At 73.2% G+C, this 20,721-nt stretch carries 18 protein-coding genes; 2 read left to right on the forward strand and 16 right to left on the reverse strand.

The features are described 5' to 3' along the window. Positions 1-41 precede the first annotated feature (41 nt). The 6 genes from ACFV9M_RS17190 to ACFV9M_RS17215 all read right to left on the reverse strand — a co-directional run bounded on the left by ACFV9M_RS17190 (position 42) and on the right by ACFV9M_RS17215 (position 9,209). The gene (locus ACFV9M_RS17190; protein ID WP_385079301.1) at positions 42-1,877 is read right to left on the reverse strand and encodes an AMP-dependent synthetase/ligase; all 1,836 of its coding nucleotides are present in this window, start codon (positions 1,875-1,877) and stop codon (positions 42-44) included. Positions 1,878-2,067: 190 nt separating this feature from the next. Further along, complete coding sequence (locus ACFV9M_RS17195; protein ID WP_385079304.1) at positions 2,068-4,254, reverse strand: 3-hydroxyacyl-CoA dehydrogenase NAD-binding domain-containing protein; 2,187 nt, start codon at positions 4,252-4,254, stop codon at positions 2,068-2,070. A 149-nt stretch (positions 4,255-4,403) separates the two neighbouring features. Then, entirely contained in the window at positions 4,404-5,618 is a 1,215-nt protein-coding gene (locus tag ACFV9M_RS17200) for an acetyl-CoA C-acetyltransferase (protein WP_385079306.1), read from the reverse strand. Positions 5,619-5,702: 84 nt separating this feature from the next. After that, positions 5,703-6,845: an acyl-CoA dehydrogenase family protein gene (locus ACFV9M_RS17205; protein WP_385079309.1), complete on the reverse strand. Its 1,143-nt coding sequence runs from the start codon at positions 6,843-6,845 to the stop codon at positions 5,703-5,705. Positions 6,846-6,906: 61 nt separating this feature from the next. Then, positions 6,907-7,932 carry an LLM class F420-dependent oxidoreductase gene (locus ACFV9M_RS17210; RefSeq protein ID WP_385079311.1) on the reverse strand — a complete coding sequence of 342 codons (1,026 nt, stop codon included), beginning with the start codon at positions 7,930-7,932 and terminating at the stop codon, positions 6,907-6,909. Continuing rightward, positions 7,932-9,209 (reverse strand): CaiB/BaiF CoA transferase family protein, encoded by a 1,278-nt coding sequence (locus tag ACFV9M_RS17215; protein ID WP_385079314.1) that lies wholly within the window; start codon positions 9,207-9,209, stop codon positions 7,932-7,934. Before ACFV9M_RS17215 ends, ACFV9M_RS17210 begins: the two co-directional genes overlap by 1 nt. 261 nt (positions 9,210-9,470) lie before the next feature. Here ACFV9M_RS17215 and ACFV9M_RS17220 point away from each other — a divergent pair, with 261 nt between their 5' ends. Next, positions 9,471-10,181 carry a TetR/AcrR family transcriptional regulator gene (locus ACFV9M_RS17220; RefSeq protein ID WP_385079317.1) on the forward strand — a complete coding sequence of 237 codons (711 nt, stop codon included), beginning with the start codon at positions 9,471-9,473 and terminating at the stop codon, positions 10,179-10,181. Between the two features lie 145 nt (positions 10,182-10,326). On the opposite strand, the gene ACFV9M_RS17225 is transcribed toward ACFV9M_RS17220, so the two are convergent. Both ACFV9M_RS17225 and ACFV9M_RS17230 read right to left on the reverse strand, forming a co-directional pair. Then, positions 10,327-10,524 (reverse strand): hypothetical protein, encoded by a 198-nt coding sequence (locus tag ACFV9M_RS17225; protein ID WP_385078118.1) that lies wholly within the window; start codon positions 10,522-10,524, stop codon positions 10,327-10,329. A gap of 110 nt (positions 10,525-10,634) precedes the next feature. Continuing rightward, entirely contained in the window at positions 10,635-10,988 is a 354-nt protein-coding gene (locus tag ACFV9M_RS17230; protein ID WP_385102479.1) for a hypothetical protein, read from the reverse strand. A 297-nt stretch (positions 10,989-11,285) separates the two neighbouring features. Here ACFV9M_RS17230 and ACFV9M_RS17235 point away from each other — a divergent pair, with 297 nt between their 5' ends. Beyond that, positions 11,286-11,858, forward strand: a complete 573-nt coding sequence (locus ACFV9M_RS17235) for a MarR family winged helix-turn-helix transcriptional regulator (protein ID WP_385078124.1) — start codon at positions 11,286-11,288, stop codon at positions 11,856-11,858. Positions 11,859-11,921: 63 nt separating this feature from the next. Here ACFV9M_RS17235 and ACFV9M_RS17240 read toward each other — a convergent pair whose 3' ends face one another. The 8 genes from ACFV9M_RS17240 to ACFV9M_RS17275 all read right to left on the reverse strand — a co-directional run bounded on the left by ACFV9M_RS17240 (position 11,922) and on the right by ACFV9M_RS17275 (position 20,713). Next, a complete protein-coding gene (locus tag ACFV9M_RS17240; RefSeq protein ID WP_385078127.1) occupies positions 11,922-12,647 on the reverse strand; it encodes a gamma-glutamyl-gamma-aminobutyrate hydrolase family protein in 726 nt (241 codons plus the stop codon). Then, positions 12,644-14,134, reverse strand: coding sequence for an aldehyde dehydrogenase (locus ACFV9M_RS17245; protein WP_385078130.1), 1,491 nt, complete (start codon positions 14,132-14,134; stop codon positions 12,644-12,646). Before ACFV9M_RS17245 ends, ACFV9M_RS17240 begins: the two co-directional genes overlap by 4 nt. A gap of 99 nt (positions 14,135-14,233) precedes the next feature. After that, positions 14,234-15,715 (reverse strand): APC family permease, encoded by a 1,482-nt coding sequence (locus tag ACFV9M_RS17250; protein ID WP_385078132.1) that lies wholly within the window; start codon positions 15,713-15,715, stop codon positions 14,234-14,236. Positions 15,716-15,992: 277 nt separating this feature from the next. Further along, complete coding sequence (locus ACFV9M_RS17255) at positions 15,993-16,607, reverse strand: TetR/AcrR family transcriptional regulator (RefSeq protein ID WP_385078135.1); 615 nt, start codon at positions 16,605-16,607, stop codon at positions 15,993-15,995. A gap of 28 nt (positions 16,608-16,635) precedes the next feature. Further along, positions 16,636-17,481 carry a fumarylacetoacetate hydrolase family protein gene (locus ACFV9M_RS17260; RefSeq protein WP_385078138.1) on the reverse strand — a complete coding sequence of 282 codons (846 nt, stop codon included), beginning with the start codon at positions 17,479-17,481 and terminating at the stop codon, positions 16,636-16,638. Positions 17,482-17,494: 13 nt separating this feature from the next. Further along, positions 17,495-18,418 carry a 3,4-dihydroxyphenylacetate 2,3-dioxygenase gene (locus ACFV9M_RS17265; RefSeq protein ID WP_385078140.1) on the reverse strand — a complete coding sequence of 308 codons (924 nt, stop codon included), beginning with the start codon at positions 18,416-18,418 and terminating at the stop codon, positions 17,495-17,497. Then, the gene (locus ACFV9M_RS17270; RefSeq protein ID WP_385078143.1) at positions 18,411-19,874 is read right to left on the reverse strand and encodes an aldehyde dehydrogenase; all 1,464 of its coding nucleotides are present in this window, start codon (positions 19,872-19,874) and stop codon (positions 18,411-18,413) included. Before ACFV9M_RS17270 ends, ACFV9M_RS17265 begins: the two co-directional genes overlap by 8 nt. A 32-nt stretch (positions 19,875-19,906) precedes the next feature. Further along, positions 19,907-20,713 carry an acetoacetate decarboxylase family protein gene (locus ACFV9M_RS17275; RefSeq protein ID WP_385078146.1) on the reverse strand — a complete coding sequence of 269 codons (807 nt, stop codon included), beginning with the start codon at positions 20,711-20,713 and terminating at the stop codon, positions 19,907-19,909. Positions 20,714-20,721: the final 8 nt, after the last annotated feature.

Consider the following 20,721-nt stretch of genomic DNA (forward strand, 5'->3'; position numbering starts at 1 on the left):
TCCGGGCCGCGTTCAGCCCCCGCCCGGGGTCCCGGCCGCGTTCAGCCCTCGTACAGCCCGTCCAGCGCGGCGCCGTACTTCTCCCGGATGACCCGGCGCCGCATCTTGAGCGACGGCGTCAGCTCCCCGGTCGCCGGGCCCCACTCCTCGGCCAGCAGCGTGTACCGCTTGACCTGCTCGGTCCCATTCAGCCGGGAGTTGGCGGCGGCGACCGCCCGGTCGACCTCCGCCCGCACGGTCGGGTGCGCCACGAGGTCGGCGAGGCCGGTGCCGGCCTCGACGCCGTGGGCGGTGGCCCAGGCCGGCGCGGCCTCCGGGTCGAGCACCAGCAGGGCGACGAGGTAGGAGCGGTTGTCGCCGTGCACGAGCGCCTGCCCGATCAGCGGGTGTTCCTTCAGCGCGTTCTCCACCAGCGCGGGCGAGACGTTCTTGCCCGTCGAGGTGATGATCATCTCCTTCTTGCGGTCGGTGAGCCAGAGGAAGCCGTCCTCGTCCACACGGCCGATGTCGCCCGTGCGCAGCCAGCCGTCCGCGTCCACCGCGGACCGCACCGAACCGTCCTCGCGCAGATAGCCGGAGAAGACGGTCGTCCCGCGCACCTCGATCTCGCCGTCCTCGGCGGTGCGGATCTCCACCGACGACACGGGACGGCCTACCGACCCCAGCCGGAAGCCGGTGCGGGGACTGTTGGTGGTCGCCACGCCGGTGGTCTCGGTCAGCCCCCACGCATCCATGATCACGATGCCGAAGCCGGCCCAGAACCGCACCACGTCGAGCGGCATGGGCGCCGAGGCGCTGGCCGCCCAGACCACCCGCTCCAGCCCGCCCGCGGTGAGCAGCGGCAGCAGGACGTCCTCGCGGGCCCGGCCGTAGGCCTCCTCCAGCTCCGCGGGCGGCAGCTCGCCGCGTTCCCGGAAGCCGACGTGCTCCCGTGCCACCCGCGCGGCCTCCTCGATGACCGTCCGCTGCTCGGGCGGCAGCAGGGAGAGCACGGCGCGGACGGCGGCGGCCAGCTTCTCCCACACCCGCGGCACCCCGAAGAACTGCGCCGGCCGCACCGTGCGCACGGTCTCGGCGACCTTCGCCGGGTCGGCGCACAGATACACGTGGGAGGCGCGGTGGCAGGGCAGGTAGATGCCCAGCATCCGCTCGGCGATGTGGGCGAACGGCAGGTAGCAGATGTGCTCGACGTGCGGCGGCAGCTCCACCACCGCGTCCAGCGCCAGGGCGTTGGCCAGCACGTGCCGGTGGTTGAGCACCACGCCCTTGGGCTCGCCGGTGGTGCCGGAGGTGTAGACGACGGTCAGCGGGTCCTCGGGGCGGGCGGTGTCCAGGGCCTTGTCGAAGCGCTCCGGCACCGGCTCCGCCCGCAGGGCGGCGTACGGGAGGTGGACGCCCTCGGCCCCGGGCTCGACCACCACCAGCCGCTCCAGCGGTGTGCCGGCGTCGTCCAGCAGCGGCGCCCACAGCTCCACCTGCGCCGCCCCCTCCACGACGGCGAGGCGGGCCCGGCAGTTGCGCGCGATGTGGGTGACCTGCTCCCGGGCGGAGGTGCCGTAGACGCTGACCGGGACGGCGCCGAGGCGGACCAGCGCCAGGTCGGACAGCCAGTGCTCGGGCCGGTTGCCCGTCATCAGCAGCACATGGTCGCCGCGGCCGACGCCGAGCGCCGCGTAGCCGGCCGCGAGGCGGGCGGTGTGCTCGCGGACCTGCGCCCAGGTGAGGGTGGTCCAGCCGTCCGGGCCGCCGTCCTCCTGTTGCCAGGACAGGGCCGGCAGCTCGGGGTACAGCCGGGCGTTGCGTTCCAGTACCAGGGGCACGGTCGCCTCCGCCGGCGGTCCGGGGGGCTCCCCGGTCGTGCGGGGGGCTGATGTCATCAGGGCCTCCTTGCGGGTCGGGGTCGGTGCGGTCGGAGGGGGCGGCGCGGCGGGGCGCCGCGCCGCGGGAGGAACGGGCGATCCGAGGAGCGGCCTCGGAAGCCGGCTCGGGCCTCGGGTCTCGGCTCAGGAGTCGGTTCAGGAAGTCGGTTCAGGAAGTCGGCTCACGCAGTCGGCCCAGGAAGTCGGCTCACGAATCGGTGAAGACCTCGCCCCGTTCGGCCTTGCGCAGCAGCAGTCCGGGCGGGTCGAAACGCTCCCCGTGCCGCGCGGCGAGCTCGCGCGCCCGTGCCGTGAATCCCGGCAGTCCGCCTTCGTAGCCGTTGATGTACTGGAGGACGCCGCCGGTCCAGGCCGGGAAGCCGATGCCGAGCAGGGAGCCGACGTTGGCGTCCGCCACGGACACCAGGACGCCCTCCTCCAGGCAGCGCACCGCGTCCAGGGCCTCGACGAAGAGCATCCGCTCCGTCAGCTCGGTGAGGTCGGCGGGCTGTGCGGCAGGGTCGGTGAAGTGCTCGCGCAGTCCGGGCCACAGCCCCGCCCGCCGGCCGTCCTCGTACGTGTAGAAGCCGGCGCCGGCGGACCGTCCCGGGCGGTCGAACACGTCGATCATGCGGTCGACGACGGCGTCCGCCGGATGCGGCCGCCAGGTGCCGCCCGCCTCCTCGGTGGCCCGGCGGGTCTCCTCGCGGATGCGGCGGGGCAGGGTGAGGGTGAGCTCGTCCATGAGGGCGAGCACCTTGGCCGGGTACCCCGCCTGGGCGGCGGCCTGTTCCACGGTCGCCGGGTCGATGCCCTCGCCGACCATGGCGACGCCCTCGTTGATGAAGTGGCCGATGACCCGGGAGGTGAAGAAGCCGCGGGAGTCGTTCACCACGATCGGCGTCTTGCCGATCTGCCGGACCAGGTCGAAGGCGCGGGCGAGCGCCTCGTCGCCGGTCTCCCGCCCCCGGATGATCTCTACCAGCCGCATCCGGTCCACGGGGGAGAAGAAGTGCAGCCCGATGAAGTCCTTGGGCCGGTCGACGCCCTCGGCGAGCAGGGAGATGGGCAGGGTGGAGGTGTTGGAGCACAGCAGCGCGTCCGGGGCGACGGCGTCCTGCGCCTCCCGGAACACCCGGTGCTTGAGCGCGGGGTCCTCGAAGACCGCCTCGATCACCGCGTCGCAGCCGGCCAGGTCGCGGGCGTCGGCGGTGGGCACGATGCGGTCGAGGAGCGCGTCGCCGCGGGCGCGCGTCGTGCGGCCCTTGGCGACGGCCCGCTCCAGCAGGCCCGCGGAGTACGCCTTCCCGCGTTCGGCCGCCTCGGCGGAGACATCCTTGAGCACGACCTCGATGCCCGCCTTCGCGCAGGCGTACGCGATCCCGGCCCCCATCATCCCGGCCCCCAGCACGCCGACCTTGGCGACGGTGCGGGCGGGCAGGTCCTGGGGGCGGTTGGCGCCGGAGTCGACGGCCTGGAGGTCGAAGAAGAACCCCTGGATCATGTTCTTGGCCGTCTGCCCGGTGACGAGTTCGGTCAGGTAGCGGGCCTCGACGACGAAGGCGGTGTCGATGTCGACCTGGGTGCTCTCCACGGCCGCCGCCAGGATGTTGCGCGGCGCCGGGTAGGGGGCGCCGCCCAGCTTCTTGCGGAGGGTGGCGGGGAAGGCGGGCAGGTTCGCCGCGAAGGCGGGGTGCGCGGGCGTGCCGCCGGGGATGCGGTGGCCCGGTTCGTCCCAGGGCTGGCGGGACTCGGGGTGGGCGTCGACGAACGCCCGCGCGCGGGCGAGGAGGTCCTGCGGGTCGGCGGCGACCTCGTCGACCAGGCCGGCTTCGAGGGCCTGGGCCGGGCCGTACCGCCGGCCCTCCAACAGCACCTTCTGGAGGGCGTCGACGACGCCGAACATGCGGACCGTGCGGACCACCCCGCCGCCGCCCGGCAGCAGCCCGAGGGTGACCTCCGGCAGTCCGACGCGGGCGGCCGGGTGGTCCAGCACGATCCGGTGGTGGCAGGCCAGCGCGAGCTCGTAACCGCCGCCCAGGGCGGCTCCGTTGACGGCCGCGACGACGGGTTTGCCCAGCGTCTCCAGCCGGCGCAGGGCGCGCTTGATCCGCATGCCGGCCTCGAAGGACCGTCCGGCGGTCGCGGGGGTGACGGCGATCAGGTCGCGCAGGTCGCCGCCGGCGAAGAAGCTCTTCTTGGCGGAGGTGAGGATGACGCCCTTGATGTCGTCGCGGCGCGACTCCAGGCGGTCCACGACGGCGTCCAGGGAGTCGATGAACGCGGCGTTCATGGTGTTGGCGGACTGGCCGGGGTCGTCCAGGACGAGGGTGACGACGTGGTCGTCGCTCTCCTCCCAGCGGATGGTGCTGCTGTCGGCGGCTGTGGTGGCCATGGAAGAGGCTCTCCAAGGGTGTGCGGACGGCTGTGGGTGGGGTGCGGCCCGTGCGCGGACGGCACGGAGCCGGCGGGCGGGGCGGGCGGGGCGGCCCGTCCGGGCCGGGGCATGTCCGGGTGGTCGCCGGGCCCGAGGACCCGCACGCTCTAGAGGCGTTCGACGACCGTGGCGATGCCCATGCCGCCGCCCACGCAGAGGGTGGCCAGCCCGTAGCGCAGGTCGCGGCGCTCCAGTTCGTCCACGAGCGTGCCGAGGATCATGGCGCCGGTCGCGCCCAGCGGGTGTCCCATCGCGATGGCGCCGCCGTTGACGTTGACCCGGTCGGGATCGAGGCCGAGGTCGCGGACGAAGCGCAGGACGACGGCGGCGAAGGCCTCGTTGATCTCCACCAGGTCCAGGTCCGCGACCGTCAGCCCGGCCTTGGCGAGGGCCTTGCGGGAGGCCGGGGCGGGGCCGGTCAGCATGATCGTCGGGTCGGCGCCGGAGACGGCGGCCGAGACGATCCTGGCCCGGGGCCGCAGTCCGTGCCGCTCCCCCGCCGCGGCGGAGCCGATGACGGTCAGCGCCGCGCCGTCCACGATCCCGGAGGAGTTGCCCGCGTGGTGGACGTGGTCGATGCGCTCCACCCAGTGGTACTTCTGCAGGGCCACCGCGTCGAAGCCGCCCGCCTCGCCGGCCACGGCGAAGGAGGGCCGGAGCCCGGCGAGGCTCTCCACGGTGGTGCCGGGCCTGAGGTGCTCGTCGCGGTCCAGGACGAGCAGTCCGTTGCGGTCGCGGACGGGCACGACGGACCGGTCGAAGCGGCCGTCCTTCCACGCCTCGGCGGCCCGCGCCTGGGAGAGGGCGGCGTACGCGTCGACGTCCTGGCGGGTGAAGCCCTCCAGGGTGGCGATGAGGTCGGCGCCGATGCCCTGCGGTACGAAGCCGGTGTCGTGGTTGGTGCGCGGGTCCAGCGCCCAGGCCCCGCCGTCGCTGCCCATCGGGGTGCGGGACATGGACTCGACGCCGCCGGCCAGGACCAGGTCCTCCCAGCCGGAGCGGACCTTGGCGGCGGCAAGGTTGACGGCTTCGAGGCCGGAGGCGCAGAAGCGGTTCTCCTGGACGCCGGCCACCGTGTCGGGCAGTCCGGCGGCCAGGGCCGCGGTGCGGGCGATGTCGGCGCCCTGGTCGCCGACGGGGCTGACGACGCCGAGCACGATGTCGTCGACGGCCGCCGGATCGAGGCCGGGGTACCGGCGGCGCACCTCGTCGATGAGTCCGACGACGAGGTCGACGGGTTTGACGCCGTGCAGGGCGCCGTTCGCCTTGCCGCGGCCGCGCGGGGTGCGGATCGCGTCGTACACGTACGCTTCGCTGGTCACCTGGATGCCTTCCGGTCCAGCCGAGTCGAGTCGACTCGGCACGTGGGAGATGCGGGGCGGGGAGAGGGGCGGGTCGGGCGGCGCTCAACCGAGCAGGGAGCGGCCGATGATCTCCTTCATGATCTCGGTGGTGCCGCCGTAGATGGTCTGGATGCGGCCGTCCAGGAACGCCTTGGCGACGCGGTACTCGGTCATGTAGCCGTAGCCGCCGTGCAGTTGCAGGCACCGGTCGACGACCCGCTTCTGGAGTTCCGTGGCCCACCACTTGGCCATCGAGGCGTGCACGGCGTCGAGTTCGCCCCGGCTGTGCTCGGCGACGCAGCGGTCGAGGAAGGTGCGGGCGACGGCGGCCTCGGTGGCCATCTCGGCGATCTCGAAGCGGATGTGCTGGAGCCGCGCCAGGGGCCGGCCGAAGGCCTCGCGTTCCTTCACGTACCGCACGGTGACGTCCAGGATCTCCTCGGCGGCGGCCGCGGCCGCGACGGCGATGGCCAGCCGTTCCTGGGCGAGGTTGGCCATGAGGTAGGTGAACGCCCGGTTCTCCTCCCCCAGCAGGTTCTCCTTGGGCACGCGGACGTCGTTGAAGAAGAGTTCGGCGGTGTCCTGGGCCTTCTGGCCGATCTTGTCGAGGTTGCGGCCGCGTTCGAAGCCCGCCATGCCGCGTTCCACGACGAGCAGGCTCTGGCCGCCGCTGCCGCCCTCGGGGGTGGTGCGGGCCACCACGACGACGAGGTCGGCGAGGATGCCGTTGGAGATGAACGTCTTGGTGCCGTTGAGGAGGTAGTGGTCGCCCTGGTCGGTGGCGGTGGCGCGGATGCCCTGGAGGTCGGAGCCGGCTCCGGGTTCGGTCATGGCGATCGCGGTGATGATCTCGCCGGAGGTGTAGCCGGGCAGCCAGCGCCGCTTCTGCTCCTCGGTGCCGAGGCGGGTCAGGTAGGGCCCGACGATGTCGTTGTGCAGTCCGAGGGCGAGACCGGTGGCGCCGGCGCGGGCGAACTCCTCGGCGAGCACGGCGCTGTAGCGGTAGTCGTCGGTGCCTCCGCCGCCGTACTCCTCGTCGACCGAGAGGCCGAGGAGTCCCTGGCGGCCCGCGGAGCGCCACACCTCGCGGTCGACCACGCCCTGCTGTTCCCACCGCTCGTGGTGCGGGAGCACCTCCTTGGCGAGGAAGGTGCGCACGGTCTCTCGGAAGGCCTCGTGCTCGGGACCGTAGAGGTCACGCTTCATGTCGTCTCCCAGGCAGTGGGGGCGGGGTGCGGCGGTCGCGCGGTCACGGGCCGGCGGGTGGTCACAGCCAGCCCTTGACGCGCTCGACGAGCCGGGCGGGGTCGGGTCCGACGGGGGTGACGTTGAGCATGGTCACGCCCGCCTCGCGGAACGCCTCGACACGGTCGCGCACGTACCCCTCGGGCCCGGCCAGGCTGACCAGTTCGCACAGTTCGGCCGGTACGGCGGCCTCGGCGTCCTTCTTGCGGCCGGCGAGGTAGTGCTCCTGGATGGCGGCGGCCTCGGCCTCGTAGCCGTACGCGCACACGAGGTCGTGGTAGAAGTTGCGGCCCGGTGCGCCCATGCCTCCGACGTAGAGGGCGATCATGGGGCGCATCAGGTCGCGCACCGCCTCGGCGCCCTCGCCGACGGCGAGCAGCCCGCCGGCGACCACGGACAGCGGGCCGAGCGACGGATCGCGCAGCGCGGCGCCCTCCGCGAGGGGCGCGCCCCACACTTTGGCGGCGTGCTCGGGGACGTAGAGGAACGGCAGCCAGCCGTCGGCGAGTTCGGCGGTCATCCGCACGTTGGCCGGGCCGAGGGCGGCCACGTAGACGGGGACGGCGTCACGGACCGGGCGGGTGAGGAGCTTCAGCGGTTTGCCGAGGGTGCCGCCCTTCTCCGGCGGCAGCGGCATGTCGGTGATGCCGTGGTGCTCGATCACCTCGCGGCGCAGGATGCGCCGGGACAGGCCGATCACCTCGCGGGTGCGGCCGAGCGGCCGGTCGTAGCGGCGGCCGTGCCATCCCTCCACGACCTGGGGGCCGGACGCGCCGATGCCGAGGAGGGCGCGGCCGCCGGTGAGGGCGTCGAGCCCGGCCGCGGTCTGCGCGATGAGCGCCGGGCTGCGCGAGTAGACGTTGAGGACGGCCGAGCCGATGCGCAGCCGCCCGGTGCGCGCGGCCAGATAGCCCATGATCGTCGGGGAGTCGAAGCCGTACGCCTCGGCCACCCAGACGGCGTCGAGGCCCGCGGACTCCAGCGCGGCGGCCTCGTCAGCGGCGGCGCGCGGGTCGCCGGCGTAGGTCAGCGGCGTGGACAGTTCCATCAGCGGGGGTCCTTCCGGGATGACGCCGCCGGGGCGGGCGCCGGAGATCCGGGGGCGGGGGTTTCCGGTGCCGGGGGCTCATGGGCGGACGGCCCGGGAGCGGGCGGCTCGTGGACGAGGTCGGGGGCGTGGCCGGGCGCGTGGACGAGGTCGGGGACGTCCCAGTCGCGGGCCACCTCGGCGGTGTGCGCGCCGGGCAGCGGGGGCGGCAGGCGCAGTGCGCCGGGAGTGGCGGAGAAGCGGGGGGCCGGAGCGGGCTGGACGACGCCGTGCGCCTCGGTGAAGGTGCCGCGCGCCGTCAGGTGCGGGTGGCGGGCGGCCTCGCGCAGGGAGAGCACCGGGGCCACGCAGGCGTCGGTGCCCTCGAAGACGGCGGCCCATTCGTCGCGGCTCGCCGTCTTGAACCGCGCGGTGAACAGCGCCCGCAGCTCGGGCCACCGGCGCGGGTCGTCGCGGTCGGGCAGGTGCTCGTCGGCGAGTCCCAGCAGCCGTACGAACTCGGCGTAGAACTGCGGTTCCAGGGCGCCGACGGCCATCCATCCGCCGTCGCCCGTCTCGTAGACGGCGTAGTAGGGGCACCCGCCGTCGAGCAGGTTGGTGCCCCGGTCGTCGCGCCAGGTGCCCATGGCGAGCATGCCCCAGAAAAGGGCGGTGAGGTGGGCGGTGCCGTCGACGATGGCGGCGTCCACCACCTGGCCGCGGCCGGTGCCCCGGGCGCTGAGCAGGGCCGCGAGCACGCCGGTCACCAGGTAGAGGGAGCCGCCGGCGTAGTCGCCGAGCAGGTTGGCGGGGATCGCGGGCGGGCCGCCGGGCGGGCCGATCATGCCGAGGGCCCCGGCGGTGGCGATGTACCCGACGTCGTGGCCCGCCCGGGGCGCCAGCGGTCCGGACTGGCCCCAGCCGGTCATCCGCCCATAGACGAGTGCGGGGTTGGCGGCCAGGCATTCCTCCGGTCCCACTCCGAGGCGTTCGGCGACACCGGGGCGGTACCCCTCGATGAGGACGTCGGCGCGGCGCACGAGCGCCCGCACCGCCGCGGACCCGTGCGCCGCCTTCAGGTCGACCACGACGGACCGCTTGTTGCGGTGGGTCACGTCGCGGGCGGGGTCGAGGCCGAACGGGGCGGGCCCGGGCCGGTCGACGCGTACGACGTCGGCGCCGAGGTCGGCGAGCAGCATCGCGGCGAACGGACCGGGTCCGATCCCGGCCAGCTCCACCACGCGCACGCCGGCCAGGGGCCCGGTGCCGCGGGCTGGGGTGTGACGGGTCTGGCTCATCGGTTCCTCTCTCGGAGGCAGGCCGTCGCACGGCCCGCCTGCCGGGGACTTACTGAGCGTTCGCTAAGAAGGTAGGAAAGGCGATGCCGCCGGTCAACTCCTGGCGCACACCGAGTTTTTGACTATCCTGATCGGGCAGCCTTCAGGCTCGTCCGTGATTCACTGAACGATCGCTAAGTGATCCAGCGGCGGAAGGGCGTCTCCGCGGACGTAGGATGTCCCTCGGCGCCCGACCCGCCCGACCGGTCAGAAGGAGAGTCGTTGAGCACCGAACCGAGCCAGGACACCGCAGCCCCCGCGCACCACTGGCGCTCGTACGGACCGCTCGATCTCCATCCGATCCTGGTGCACGCCATGACCGCGTTCAACGAGCACGGCTACCACGGCACGTCGGTCCGTGATATCGCCGGCCGGGTCGGCGTCACCGTGCCCGCCCTGTACTACCACTACGCGAACAAGCAGGCCCTCCTGGCCACGTTGCTGGAGACGTCCATGAAGGACGTCCTGGACCGCTGCCGGGCCGCGGCCGCCGAGGCCGGCGACGATCCGCTGCCCCGGTTCTGCGGCATGGTCGAGTCGATCGTGCTGTACATGGCGAACCGGAAGGGGCTCGCCTTCCTGGACACCGAGATCCGCAGCCTGGAACCCGAGAACCGGGCCCGTTACGTGGCCCTGCGCGACTACCTCGAGCACATGCTGCTCGACACCGTCGAGGCGGGCATCGCCCGGGGCACCTTCACCACACCGATCCCGGCCGACGCGGTCCGCGCGGTGCTCATCATGTGCCAGGGCGTCGCCAACTGGTACCGGGCCGACGGTCCGCTGACCGCCGAGGAGGTGGCCGAGCGGCACGTGCTGCTCAGCCTGGGCACGGTGGGCTTCCCCGGGCGGACCGGCGACGAGGCCGAGGCCGCGCTGCCCGCGCCGCCCGCGCCGCGCCGCCGGGCGCAGAAGCCGCGTGCGGCCCGCTGACGAGGCGGCGGGGGTGGCGGGGCGGCACGGGCGTGGCGGGGCGGCACGGGCGTGGCGGGGCGGCACGGGCGTGGCGGGGCGGCACGGGCGTGGCGGGGCGGCACGGGCGTGGCGGGTGGACGGGGCTCCCGCCCCTGCTCGGGGGTCACAGGGCGGGAGCCCCTGCTCCTGCTTCCGGCCGGCCGGGCCCCTCGGATGCATCGGCGAAGTTGGCGAGCTGCACCAGCCAGACGAGGACCACGAAGGCGAACATCACGAAGAACGCCTTCCGGGCCTCCGCGACCATCCGCTCGGATCCGGCGGGCCCCGCGCCGGCCCGCCCCACCCGGCTCCTGTCCCCCATGACGTGCTCCCCTCCCCCGGCGGACACTTCCCGCACACGCTGCCGGCACGCCTCGCGGACACCACGGCGGAGGGTCCGCGGCCCTCGGTCGTCTCCGCCGGGACGGCAGGTCAGCGCGTGCCGATCCAGCGCCGGACGGCGGCGTTCGTCATGTCGTCCAGAGCGCTCAGCGCCTCCATGGCGTGCAAATCCTCCGGCGCGGGCGCGACGCCGACGCGGGTGAGGGCGGCGTGCAGCTCCAGCCGCCGGCGGTCCGCGGGGGGCAGCCGCCGGGAGGAGCCGGCGGCGGCCCCGGAGTCGTCGTCCTGCCCGGTCCGCGCCTGGGACGGGACACGCCAGTCCTCGTCGCTCCACTCCACCGTCCAGTCCTGCGCGGCGGCGACGTCGACACCGCAGCGGTAGGGATCGAGGACCAGCCGAGGCACCGTCAGAACCGTCGGTGGGTACTGCCGTTCCCGCATCATGACCTCCAGCTTCCGGGCGTTCGTCCCGAACGGAGAGAACGCCTCGAACGGCCGTCGGTTGCGCGATCCCCCGCAGACCACTCGAACGCCCCCAAAGCCATCTAGTCGCTCTTGTCTCTAGTCTCTTTAGTCGCTCTAGCCGCTCGTCTCTCTAGTCGCTCTAGTCATTCGTGACTCTGGTCGCTCTAGTCATTCGTCCCTCTCGTCGCATGGTCGGTGCTGTGGCGCCCGTACAATTCGGTACCGAACGACCGGAGCCGCCGGGCCCCGGTCCGATGACGACGCGAGGGAGCAACCGTGCCCAGCCAGCGGTCCATCAGCGAGGCGGAGAAGCTCGCGGAAGCGAAGCTCGGCGGCATTCCCGTCCAGCGGGAGCAGATGGCGGCCGTGGCCAACATCTACCGGGCGGCGTCCGCCGTGCGCCAGCACCTGGAGAACTCCGTGCTGCGCGGCTCGGACCTGACCTGGACCGCCTTCGTCGTGCTGTGGGTGGTGTGGGTGTGGGGCGAGTCCGAGACCCGGCACGTCGCCGAGGAGGCGGGGATCTCCAAGGGCACGCTGACCGGGGTGGCACGCACGCTCCAGTCGCGCGGTCTGCTGCGGCGGGCCGGCCATCCCACCGACGGACGCCTGGTGCTCCTCGCCCTCACCGAGGAGGGCGAGGAGTTCATGCGCCGGGTGTTCCCGGCGTTCAACGAGGAGGAGGCGTTCGTCACCTCCCGGCTGAGCGACGCGGAGTGCCGCGGCCTCGCCGACGGACTGCGGCGCGTGGTGCTCCAGGTCGAGGAGGAGGGCGAGGACCGGCGCCGGACACTGCTGAACGGCGTGGAACCCGCGCCGCGCCGCAGCGGGCGGCGCGCCAGGGGCTGAGTCTCCCTTCAGCGGCTCCCCCTCAGCGGCTCCTCTCAGCGGCTCCCCCTCAGCAGCTCCCCCTCAGCGGGTCCCGCGAGCCGACCGGACCAGGGCGTCGAAGAGCCGCTGCTGGACCGGGTCCTCGTGCGCGGTGTCCTCCGGGTGCCACTGCACGGCCAGGAACCGGCCGTCGCCGCCCGCGACTTCGACGGCCTCGACGGTTCCGTCGGCGGCACGGGCGGTGACCGACAGGCCCTCCCCCAGACGGTCCACGCGCTGGTGGTGGTAGCAGGACGCCTCGGCCTTGTCGGCGCCGGTGACCCGGCTCAGCGCCGAACCGGGAGCGAGGGAGACGGGGTGCCGGACGTGGCGGTGCTCGCGCTCGGGGCCGCCCATGTCCTGGTGCAGCGTGCCGCCGAGGACGGTGTTGACGACCTGGAGGCCGCGGCAGACGGCCAGCAGCGGCATCCCGGCCGCGAGGGCCTGCCGGGCGAGTTCGAGGTCGAACGCGTCCTGCTCGTCGTCCACGTCGTAGACCGCCTCGTGGGCGTCGGCCGCGCCGTAGCGGTGGGGGGCGATATCGCCGCCGCCGGGGAGGAGCAGGCCGTCGAAGCGGGCGAGCCGGGCGGCGACCTCGTCCGGGTCGGCGGTGCCGCCGGGGGCGTGCGGGTGGACGGTGACGGGCTCGCCGCCCGACCGCCAGACGGCCTCGACCAGGGCGCGGGCGTTGACCTCCGCCGCGTACCGCAGGGCCGAGGTGGTGGCGGAGAAGCGCGCGGGGATCGCGATCAGCGGGCGGTGCGTCACAGCTGGATCCAGGTGGTCTTGAGTTCGGTGTACTTCTCCAGGGCGTGGGCGGACTTGTCGCGTCCGTTGCCGGACTGCTTCATACCGCCGAAGGGCACGGTCAGGTCGCCCTCCTCGTAGCAGTTGACCCACACCGTGCCGGCCCTGAGGGCCCGGGAGACCCGGTGGGCGGTGGACAGGTCGGACGTCCACAGTCCGGCCGCGAGGCCGTACTCGGTGGCGTTGGCGAGGGCGACCGCCTCGTCGAGGTCGTCGAAGGCGAGGACGGACAGCACGGGTCCGAAGATCTCCTCGCGCGCCAGGCGGCTGTCCGGGGCCACCCGGTCGAAGACGGTCGGTTCGAGGTAGACGCCGCCGGTCCCGGTCAGGGTGCGCGCACCGCCGGTGCGCAGCCGGGCGCCGTCCTCGCCGCCGCCCCGGACGTGGCCGAGGACGCGCTCCAGATGGCTCTCGCCGACCAGGGCGCCCATCTCGGTGGCGGGGTCCAGGGGGTCGCCCACGCGCAGGGCGCGGGCCCGCGCGACGACGGCCTCGGTGACCTGTTCGGCGATCGAGGAGTGCACCAGCAGCCGGGAGGGCGCGGTGCACATCTCGCCCTGGTTGAAGAAGATCCCCCAGGCGGCGGTGGCCGCGGCCTTCTCCAGGTCGGGGGCGTCGGGCAGGACGATGTTGGGGGACTTGCCGCCCAGCTCCAGCCAGACGCGCTTGAGGTTGGAGTCGGCGGAGTAGCGCAGGAAGTGGCGGCCGACGGCGGTGGAACCGGTGAAGGCCAGCACGTCGACGTCCGGGTGCAGGCCGAGGGCGCGGCCGGCCACGGGGCCGTCGCCGTTGACTACGTTGAGCACGCCCGGCGGCAGACCGGCCTCCAGGGCGATCCGGCCCAGCAGGAGCGCCGACAGCGGGGAGTTCTCCGAGGGTTTGAGGACCACCGTGCAGCCGGCGGCCAGTGCGGGGGCGACCTTCCATCCGGCGAGCGTCAGGGGGAAGTTCCAGGGCACGACCGCGCCGACGACGCCGGCCGGCTCCCGGGTGACCAGGGCGAGCGCGTCCGGTGCGGTGTGCGGGGACTCGTCGGTGAGTTTGTCGGCGAGCTGCCCGTACCAGCGGAAGGTGCCGATGAGGGCGCGGAGTTCGATGTCGTGGGCGTCCCTGACCGGCTTGCCCATCTCCAGGCTCACGGTGAGCGCCAGGTCCGCGCGGTGCTCTTCGAGGAGATCGGCCAGGCGCACCAGGACGCGGCCCCGGTCGGCGGGGGCCAGCCTCGGCCAGGGGCCGTGGTCGAAGGCGCGTCGCGCGGCGGCGACGGCGGCGTCGATCTCGGCGGCGCCGCCGTCGGCGACCTCGGTCAGCACCTGGCCGTCGCGGGGCGAGACAGCGGAGAACGTGCTGCCGCCACCGGCCTCCTCGGCACCGTCGATCAGATGCGCGCGGAGCGGCTCCAGCGCCTTGGCCCGGCGGAGCCATTCCTCGTGGGTGGCAGCGGTCATGCGGTCCTCCAGACCACGTCGTGAACAGTACGAAGGGGGGCGGGGCCGGCCGCCCGGGGCGCGCGTCGGGGGCGCGCGTCCGGGCGGCCGGCGCGCGGATCAGTCGGGCCGGCGCGCGGATCGGTCCGTCGGGGGTGCGGTGCGCCGGCGCCGGACGCGTTCGTTGGCGACGCCGAGCGCCATGACGACGGGCACCGAGAGCACGAGCCACAGCGCCGTGCTCGCCTCGCCGCCGATCAGGGTGGTGAAGTTGGCCAGGACGAGCCAGATGGCGCCGGCGAGGCCGAGTGCGCCGAGCACCGGGGCGACCAGCGTGTTCCAGACCCGGTCGTCCACGCGCCGGCGGCGGAAGAACACGATGACCGACACCGAGGTCAGCAGGTAGAGCAGCATCATGGCGAGCACGGCCAGGCCGCTGAACCAGGAGAAGAGGTGCACCACCGGGTCCTTGCCGGCCAGTGCGAACGGCACGACCAGGGCCGCGGCGATGACGGTCTGCGCGCAGCCCGCGAGCCACGGGGCGTGCCGGCGGTTGAGGCGGCACAGGCCTGCGGGGAGCTGCCCGTCGCGGCCGAGGGAGAACAGGTAGCGGTTGGCGGAGTTGTGGAAGGTGAGGATGCCGGCGAACAGGGAGGTGGCCAGGAGGACCGGCAGGACGTCGCCGGCCCAGCCGCCGAACCGGTCGGCGATGGGGGCGAAGACGAAGCCGGAGGAGTCCCCGGCGGCCAGCGCCCGGCCCGCGGCCTCGGGAGCCTTCGAGGCGCCGTAGGACGAGATCAGCATCCAGGAGGTGAGGGCGAAGAAGCCGGTGACCACGACGACCGACAGGTAGGTGGCGCGCGGCACCGTCTTCTTCGGCTCCCTGGCCTCCTCGCCGTAGATGGCGGTGGCCTCGAAGCCGAACATCGACGCCACGGCGAACATCACGGCGACGCCCGGTGCGCCCTGGAGGGCGGCGGACGGGGAGAAGCTGTCGGCCACGCCGAGCCCCTCGGGCCCGCCGCCCGTGACCAGGGTGACCAGGCCGAACACCAGCAGGATGCTGAACTCGGCGAGCACGAACACGGCCAGGACGCGGGCGCCCATCTCGATGCCGGCCGCGCCCAGCGCCTGCACCACGGCCATGGTGACCAGCGCGTACACCCACCACGGCAGGTCGAGTGCGGTGTGGTCGGCGACGAGGGCGCCGACGATCGAGCCGTACAGGCCGTACATCGAGGCCTGGATGACGCAGTAGGCGAACAGGGCGACGCTCGCGCTGCCCGCGCCGGCGGTCCGGCCGAGGCCGGTGCCGACGTACGTGTAGAAGGCGCCGGCGTCCACGACGTGCCGGCCCATGGCGACGAAGCCGACGGAGAAGAGCAGGATCACGGCTCCGGCCAGCACGTAGGCGGCGGGGGTGCCGGCTCCGTTGCCGAGGGCGACCGAGAGGGGGGCCGCGCCGGCGATTCCCGTGAGCGGGGCCTGGCCGGACAGCACGAAGAAGAGGATGCCCAGAACACCCAGGGCGTTGGGTTTGAGTGTGGCTGCAGTGGGGGCGTCCCGCACGGTCCGCTGGGCGGAAACCGTCTGACTGTCCACTCGGATCACCTGCCAGAGAAAGGGAAGAAGTCGTTTCAGGCCAAACGAGTTGCCTCATCGTGGGGCGGAACTATCCGTTTGACAAGGGGGTGGGGGCAGGGAATCCCGCGGCGCGGCGAATCCTTACGCCACGCGACCGGGCGGCAACGCCACGCCACCCCGACCGGGGGGCAACGCCACGCCACCCCGACCGGGGGGCAACGCCACGCCACCCCGACCGGGGGGCAACGCCACGCCACCGCGATCGGGCGGGCGGACGACCTCGTGGAGCTCGGGATCAGTTCCCGGACGGGCGCTCGGCCAGCCCTTCCAGCAGGGCGCGCAGCTCCGTCAGCGCCTCTTCGGTGACCTCGCGCTCACCGAAGACGAGCTGGTGCAGGACCAGCCCCTCCAGTGCGGCGAAGACCAGCCGGGACATGCCCCGGCCCACCGGCTCGGGCAGCAGCCGGGACAGCTCACGCCGGCTGGCCTCGAAGTACTCCTCGTACAGGCTCCGCAGGTGCGGCAGCAGCTCCGGCCTGCGCCGGGCCTCCAGCAGCAGCTCGTACTGGAAGGCCTGGAGCTCGGGGCCGGACTCGACCATGTCCGGGAGGCCGGTGGCGAAGTCGATCGCCCGGCCCGTGCCGATGTCGAGCGCGCTGCTGTTCAGCGAGGAGCGGATGGCGTGGGTGACGGCCTCCTCGATCAGCGCGTCACGGGAACCGAAGTGGTGAACGACGAGCCCGTGGGTGACTCCGGCCTCCTGGGCGACGGCCCGGTAGGTGAGCTTGCGCAGACCGCCCCGGGCCACCACGCGCACGGCCGCGTCCAGCAGGGCGACCCGCCCGGTGCCGTAGTTCGTCACGCGCTTGCGGGGGCGGTGCTCGCCGGTGGGGTCGACGGGGTCGGTCATGGCGTCGACCCTACCGGCGGGCCTCCGGTCAGCGCTTCGGCGGCCTGATGCCACGGAACTCCCAGTCGCCGCCGAGGGCGGTGGAGAGCACCTCCTCGGACTCGGTGGGCTGGGCGCCGACGTCGGTCCGGACGGCCGTGGGGCCGGTGACGACGTGGTTGGTGAGCCGCCCCAGGCCCTCGACCTCCACCTCGACGACGTCCCCCGGCTGGACGGGCCGGGAGTTGGCGGGCGTGCCGGACAGCAGCACGTCGCCGGGGTACAGGGTGATGGTGCGGGCGATGTCGGCGACGAGGTAGTGCATGTCCCACGTCATCTCGTCGGTGGAGCCGTCCTGGACGACCTCGCCGTTGACGTAGGTGCGCAGCCGCTTGCCGTGGAAGTCCCAGTCGGTGACCAGGCCGGGGCCCAGCGGGCACAGCGTGTCGGAGCCCTTGACGCGGAGCATGGAGCCGGCGTCGGTGTCGCGGAAGTCGTGCAGGCCGTAGTCGTTGGCGACGGTGTAGCCGGCGATGTACTCGCCCGCGTCGGCCGGGGCGATGTTGCGCGCGGTCTTCCCGATGACGATGGCGACCTCGCCCTCGTAGTTGAGCCACTTGCAGCCCTCGGGGCGGACGATCGCGCCCTTGTGGGAGTTGAGGGCGGAGGTCGGCTTGTGGAAGTAGGTGGGGGTGTCGGGCAGGCCGATGCGGAACTCGTCGACGCGGCTGCGGTGGTTGAGGTGGACGGCGATCACCTTCGACGGCACCACCGGGGGGAGGTGCTGCGCGTCGTCGATCTTGATGCGGCGGCCGTCGCCGGCGACGAGTTCGTCACCGTCGACGGTGACCTGGACGGCTGCGCCGTCGAGGAGGATGCGGCGGTACTCGGGCATGTCGGGTGTCCTTCTAGGCGCGGTCGGTGGGAGCGGATGCGGGCCGGCCGGTGCCGGTCCAGCCGTCGGCCGGGCGGTCGAACCAGAGGTGGACCTGGCCGGTGCCGATGGAGTTCTCGTACGCGCCGTACTGGCGGGCCTTCGCCGTGCACGCCTGCTCGCCGAGGGCGCCGGCCATCATCAGGTAGTGGAAGAACTTCGCCTCGGGCTTGTACTTCCAGAACTCGTCCATCGTGTCGAGGACCTTGTCGTGGCGGCCCTCCTTGAACCAGGCGATCCGCTCGTGGTCGGCCTCACGGGCCTCGGGGGTGAAGATGTGGACCGGGTCGCTGGCCTCGTGGTCGCGCAGCTCGCGCAGCGGCCAGAAGGTGTGCGACAGGGCGCCGGAGGCGATCAGCAGGACGCGGCGGCCGGGGGTGGCCGCGATGCCGTCGGCGAGCGCGCGGCCGAGGCGCAGGTGGTCCTCCATGTCGCCGGTCTGGCAGACCCCGATGGTCACCCACCGCTTGTCGGGCAGTCCCTCGCCGAGGAACTTCCACAGGTTGATCGTGGCGTAGTAGACCGGCAGGTACGCGTCGTCGATCGGGGTGATCCAGGTGCCGTGCTGGTCGGCGAACGAGGCGATGTTCGCCGCGAGTTCGGGGTCGCCCGGGTAGTCGTAGGGCATCCGGCACATGCCGCGCGGCAGTTCCTCCGAGGTGAAGAGGCCGGCCCTGCGGTCCTGCGCGGTGACGACGAACTCGACGGTGGTGGCCCAGTGGGAGTCGAGGACCACGACGGTGTCGTAGTCGTCGCGCGCGAAGACGTCCTTCCGGAGCTGCTCCAGGCCGGTGACGAGGGTGATCTCCTTGCCCTCGTTCAGCTCCAGCCGGTCGGCCTCCGGCAGCACGATGGTGGGGACGTGGGCGAGCAGGCCCGCCCCGACGATCTCACCCATGGTCCTTCCAGCCCTTCGGTGCGGTGACGGTGTTCTTCAGGTCGCAGTAGAAGTCGAAGCTCCAGGTGCCGCCCTCGCGGCCGACGCCCGAGTGGCGGGAGCCGCCGAAGGGCGCCTGGAGGTCGCGGACGAAGAAGCAGTTGACCCAGACGGTGCCGGCGACCAGTTGCGCGGTGACGCGTTCGGCGCGCTCTGGGTCGCCGGTGGCGACGGTGGCGGCCAGGCCGAAGCGGGTGTCGTTGGCCAGGCTCACGGCCTCGTCCTCGGTGGTGAAGGTCTGGAGGGTCAGGACGGGACCGAAGACCTCCTCCTGCACGATCTCGGAGTCCTGGGCCACGTCCGTGAGGAGGGTCGGCGCGTAGTACCCGCCGTCTTTCCGGTGGCCGCCGATGACCGCGCGGGCGCCCGCCGCGAGCGCCCGCCGCACGAACCCGTCGATCTTCTCCAGCTGTCGGGGGTGGATGTTCGGGCCGATGTCGGTGGCCTCGTCGCGCGGGTCGCCCTGCCGCAGCCGAGCCGCCTTCTCGGTGAACCGGCGGGTGAACTCCTCGGCGACCGGCTCCTCGACGAGGATGCGGGTGGCCGCGAGGCAGACCTGGCCGGCGTTGTCGTACTGCTCCACCGCGAGGTCGACGGCGAGGTCCAGGTCGGCGTCGGCGAAGACCAGCAGCGGGGACTTGCCGCCGAGTTCGAGGCTGAGCGGGGTCAGGTTGCCGGCGGCGGAGGCGGCGATGTGCTTCGCCGTGGGCACCGACCCGGTGAAGCTGATGCGGCGCACGTCCGGGTGGGAGGTGAGGGCGTCGCCGATCTCGGAGCCGTGTCCCTGGACGACGTTGAGGACACCGGCGGGCAGGCCGGCCTCGGCGGCGATGTCGGCGAGCAGCGAGGCGGTGAGCGGGGACCACTCGGCGGGCTTGAGGACGACGGTGTTGCCGGCGGCGAGGGCCGGGGCGACCTTCCAGGTCGCGAGCATCAGCGGGGCGTTCCACGGGGTGATCAGCACGCACGGGCCGGCCGGGTCCCAGGAGACGTGGTTGGTGTGGCCCCGGGTGTCGAAGTCCTCGTGGTCCAGCGTCAGCAGCCAGTCGGCGAAGAAGCGGAAGTTGTGCGCGACCCGGGGCATGACGCCGCGGCGGTGGGAGCGCAGCAGGGCGCCGTTGTCGTTGGTCTCGACGACGGCGAGGTCCTCGATGCGCTTCTCCACGCCGTCGGCGATGGCGTGCAGGATGCGGGCGCGCTCGGCGCGCGGTGTGGCGGCCCAGCCGGGGAAGGCGGCCTTCGCCGCGGCGACCGCGGCGGCGGCCTCCATGGCGGTACCGCGGGCGATCTCGCCGAGGGCACTGCCGTCGATCGGGGAGACGTCGGTGAAGGTGTCGGTGGAGGCGACGCGTTCGCCGCCGATCCAGTGCCGGGTGTCGACGGCGACTCCGGCCACCGTCGTGATGTGTGCGCTCATGTTCACGGGCTCCAGGTGGTGGGACGAAGGGGTCACTCGGCGCCGGAGGAAGGGGACTCAAGCAGTCGGCCGCCGTCCCACACCACGCCGACCTGCCGGTAGTACGCGGCGATCGGCTCGCGGATCTCCAGCCGGGCCAGCTCCTCGGTGGGCGCCTCGAACAGCTCCAGCTCGGCGTCGCCGACCCAGGGCTGTCCGCCCTCGAAGGAGGCGGCGCCGGACTCGATCAGCTCGTCGAGGGCCAGGCCCTTGCCCTTCTCGATGGAGGGCAGCCAGCGGTGGTGGGCCATCGGGTGGCCGTTGACGAAGCCGTTGGTGTCCGACGGTTCGCGCAGGGTGACGACCGTCTGGGCGAGGCGGCGGTCGGCGGCGGCGAGGGTGGCGCCGAAGCGGGCGCCGGCCTCGATGCGCGGGGCCGGTCCGTAGGGGTGCGGGCGGGTCTGGTGGATCGAGCCGAGCTTCTTCGGATAGCCCTGGTGCAGTCCGCGGGCGATCGCGAAGTCCTTGTCGACCCAGATGTACACGCAGCGGGTGTAGGTCCGGCCCTTGTACTGACAGCGGACGACCGCGAAGGCCTCCTTGTACTGGGCGAGCACCGGGTCGAGGAGCTCCTGGCCCGACGCGGAACAGGACTGCCAGTCGGCCCAGATCAGCGCGACCGCGCCGGGGTCCTCGTCGGCGAGTTCGAGCGGCTCGGGCAGCAGTTCGCGCACGCGGGCCGGATCGGTGCGGTACTCGACGGTGAGCAGGTCGCCGGAGTAGCGCCAGGGCGGAGAGGGGATCAGCGACGAGGCACCCGTCGCCGTCTTGGGGTGGAAGAATCCACGGACACTGGTCACTGGGGGTT

This window comes from Streptomyces sp. NPDC059895, assembly GCF_042731035.1.
Classification (GTDB): Bacteria; Actinomycetota; Actinomycetes; order Streptomycetales; family Streptomycetaceae; genus Streptomyces.

What these genes read in the sequence shown, in the direction of transcription:
- ACFV9M_RS17225 (WP_385078118.1), bottom strand. Translation starts at nt 10,524, where the DNA reads ATGGGGGACAGGAGCCGGGTGGGGCGGGCCGGCGCGGGGCCCGCCGGA.
- ACFV9M_RS17215 (WP_385079314.1), bottom strand. Translation starts at nt 9,209, where the DNA reads ATGAGCCAGACCCGTCACACCCCAGCCCGCGGCACCGGGCCCCTGGCC.
- ACFV9M_RS17265 (WP_385078140.1), bottom strand. Translation starts at nt 18,418, where the DNA reads ATGGGTGAGATCGTCGGGGCGGGCCTGCTCGCCCACGTCCCCACCATC.
- ACFV9M_RS17270 (WP_385078143.1), bottom strand. Translation starts at nt 19,874, where the DNA reads ATGAGCGCACACATCACGACGGTGGCCGGAGTCGCCGTCGACACCCGG.
- ACFV9M_RS17260 (WP_385078138.1), bottom strand. Translation starts at nt 17,481, where the DNA reads ATGCCCGAGTACCGCCGCATCCTCCTCGACGGCGCAGCCGTCCAGGTC.
- ACFV9M_RS17255 (WP_385078135.1), bottom strand. Translation starts at nt 16,607, where the DNA reads ATGACCGACCCCGTCGACCCCACCGGCGAGCACCGCCCCCGCAAGCGC.
- ACFV9M_RS17210 (WP_385079311.1), bottom strand. Translation starts at nt 7,932, where the DNA reads ATGGAACTGTCCACGCCGCTGACCTACGCCGGCGACCCGCGCGCCGCC.
- ACFV9M_RS17190 (WP_385079301.1), bottom strand. Translation starts at nt 1,877, where the DNA reads ATGACATCAGCCCCCCGCACGACCGGGGAGCCCCCCGGACCGCCGGCG.
- ACFV9M_RS17195 (WP_385079304.1), bottom strand. Translation starts at nt 4,254, where the DNA reads ATGGCCACCACAGCCGCCGACAGCAGCACCATCCGCTGGGAGGAGAGC.
- ACFV9M_RS17230 (WP_385102479.1), bottom strand. Translation starts at nt 10,988, where the DNA reads ATGATGCGGGAACGGCAGTACCCACCGACGGTTCTGACGGTGCCTCGG.
- ACFV9M_RS17205 (WP_385079309.1), bottom strand. Translation starts at nt 6,845, where the DNA reads ATGAAGCGTGACCTCTACGGTCCCGAGCACGAGGCCTTCCGAGAGACC.
- ACFV9M_RS17245 (WP_385078130.1), bottom strand. Translation starts at nt 14,134, where the DNA reads ATGACCGCTGCCACCCACGAGGAATGGCTCCGCCGGGCCAAGGCGCTG.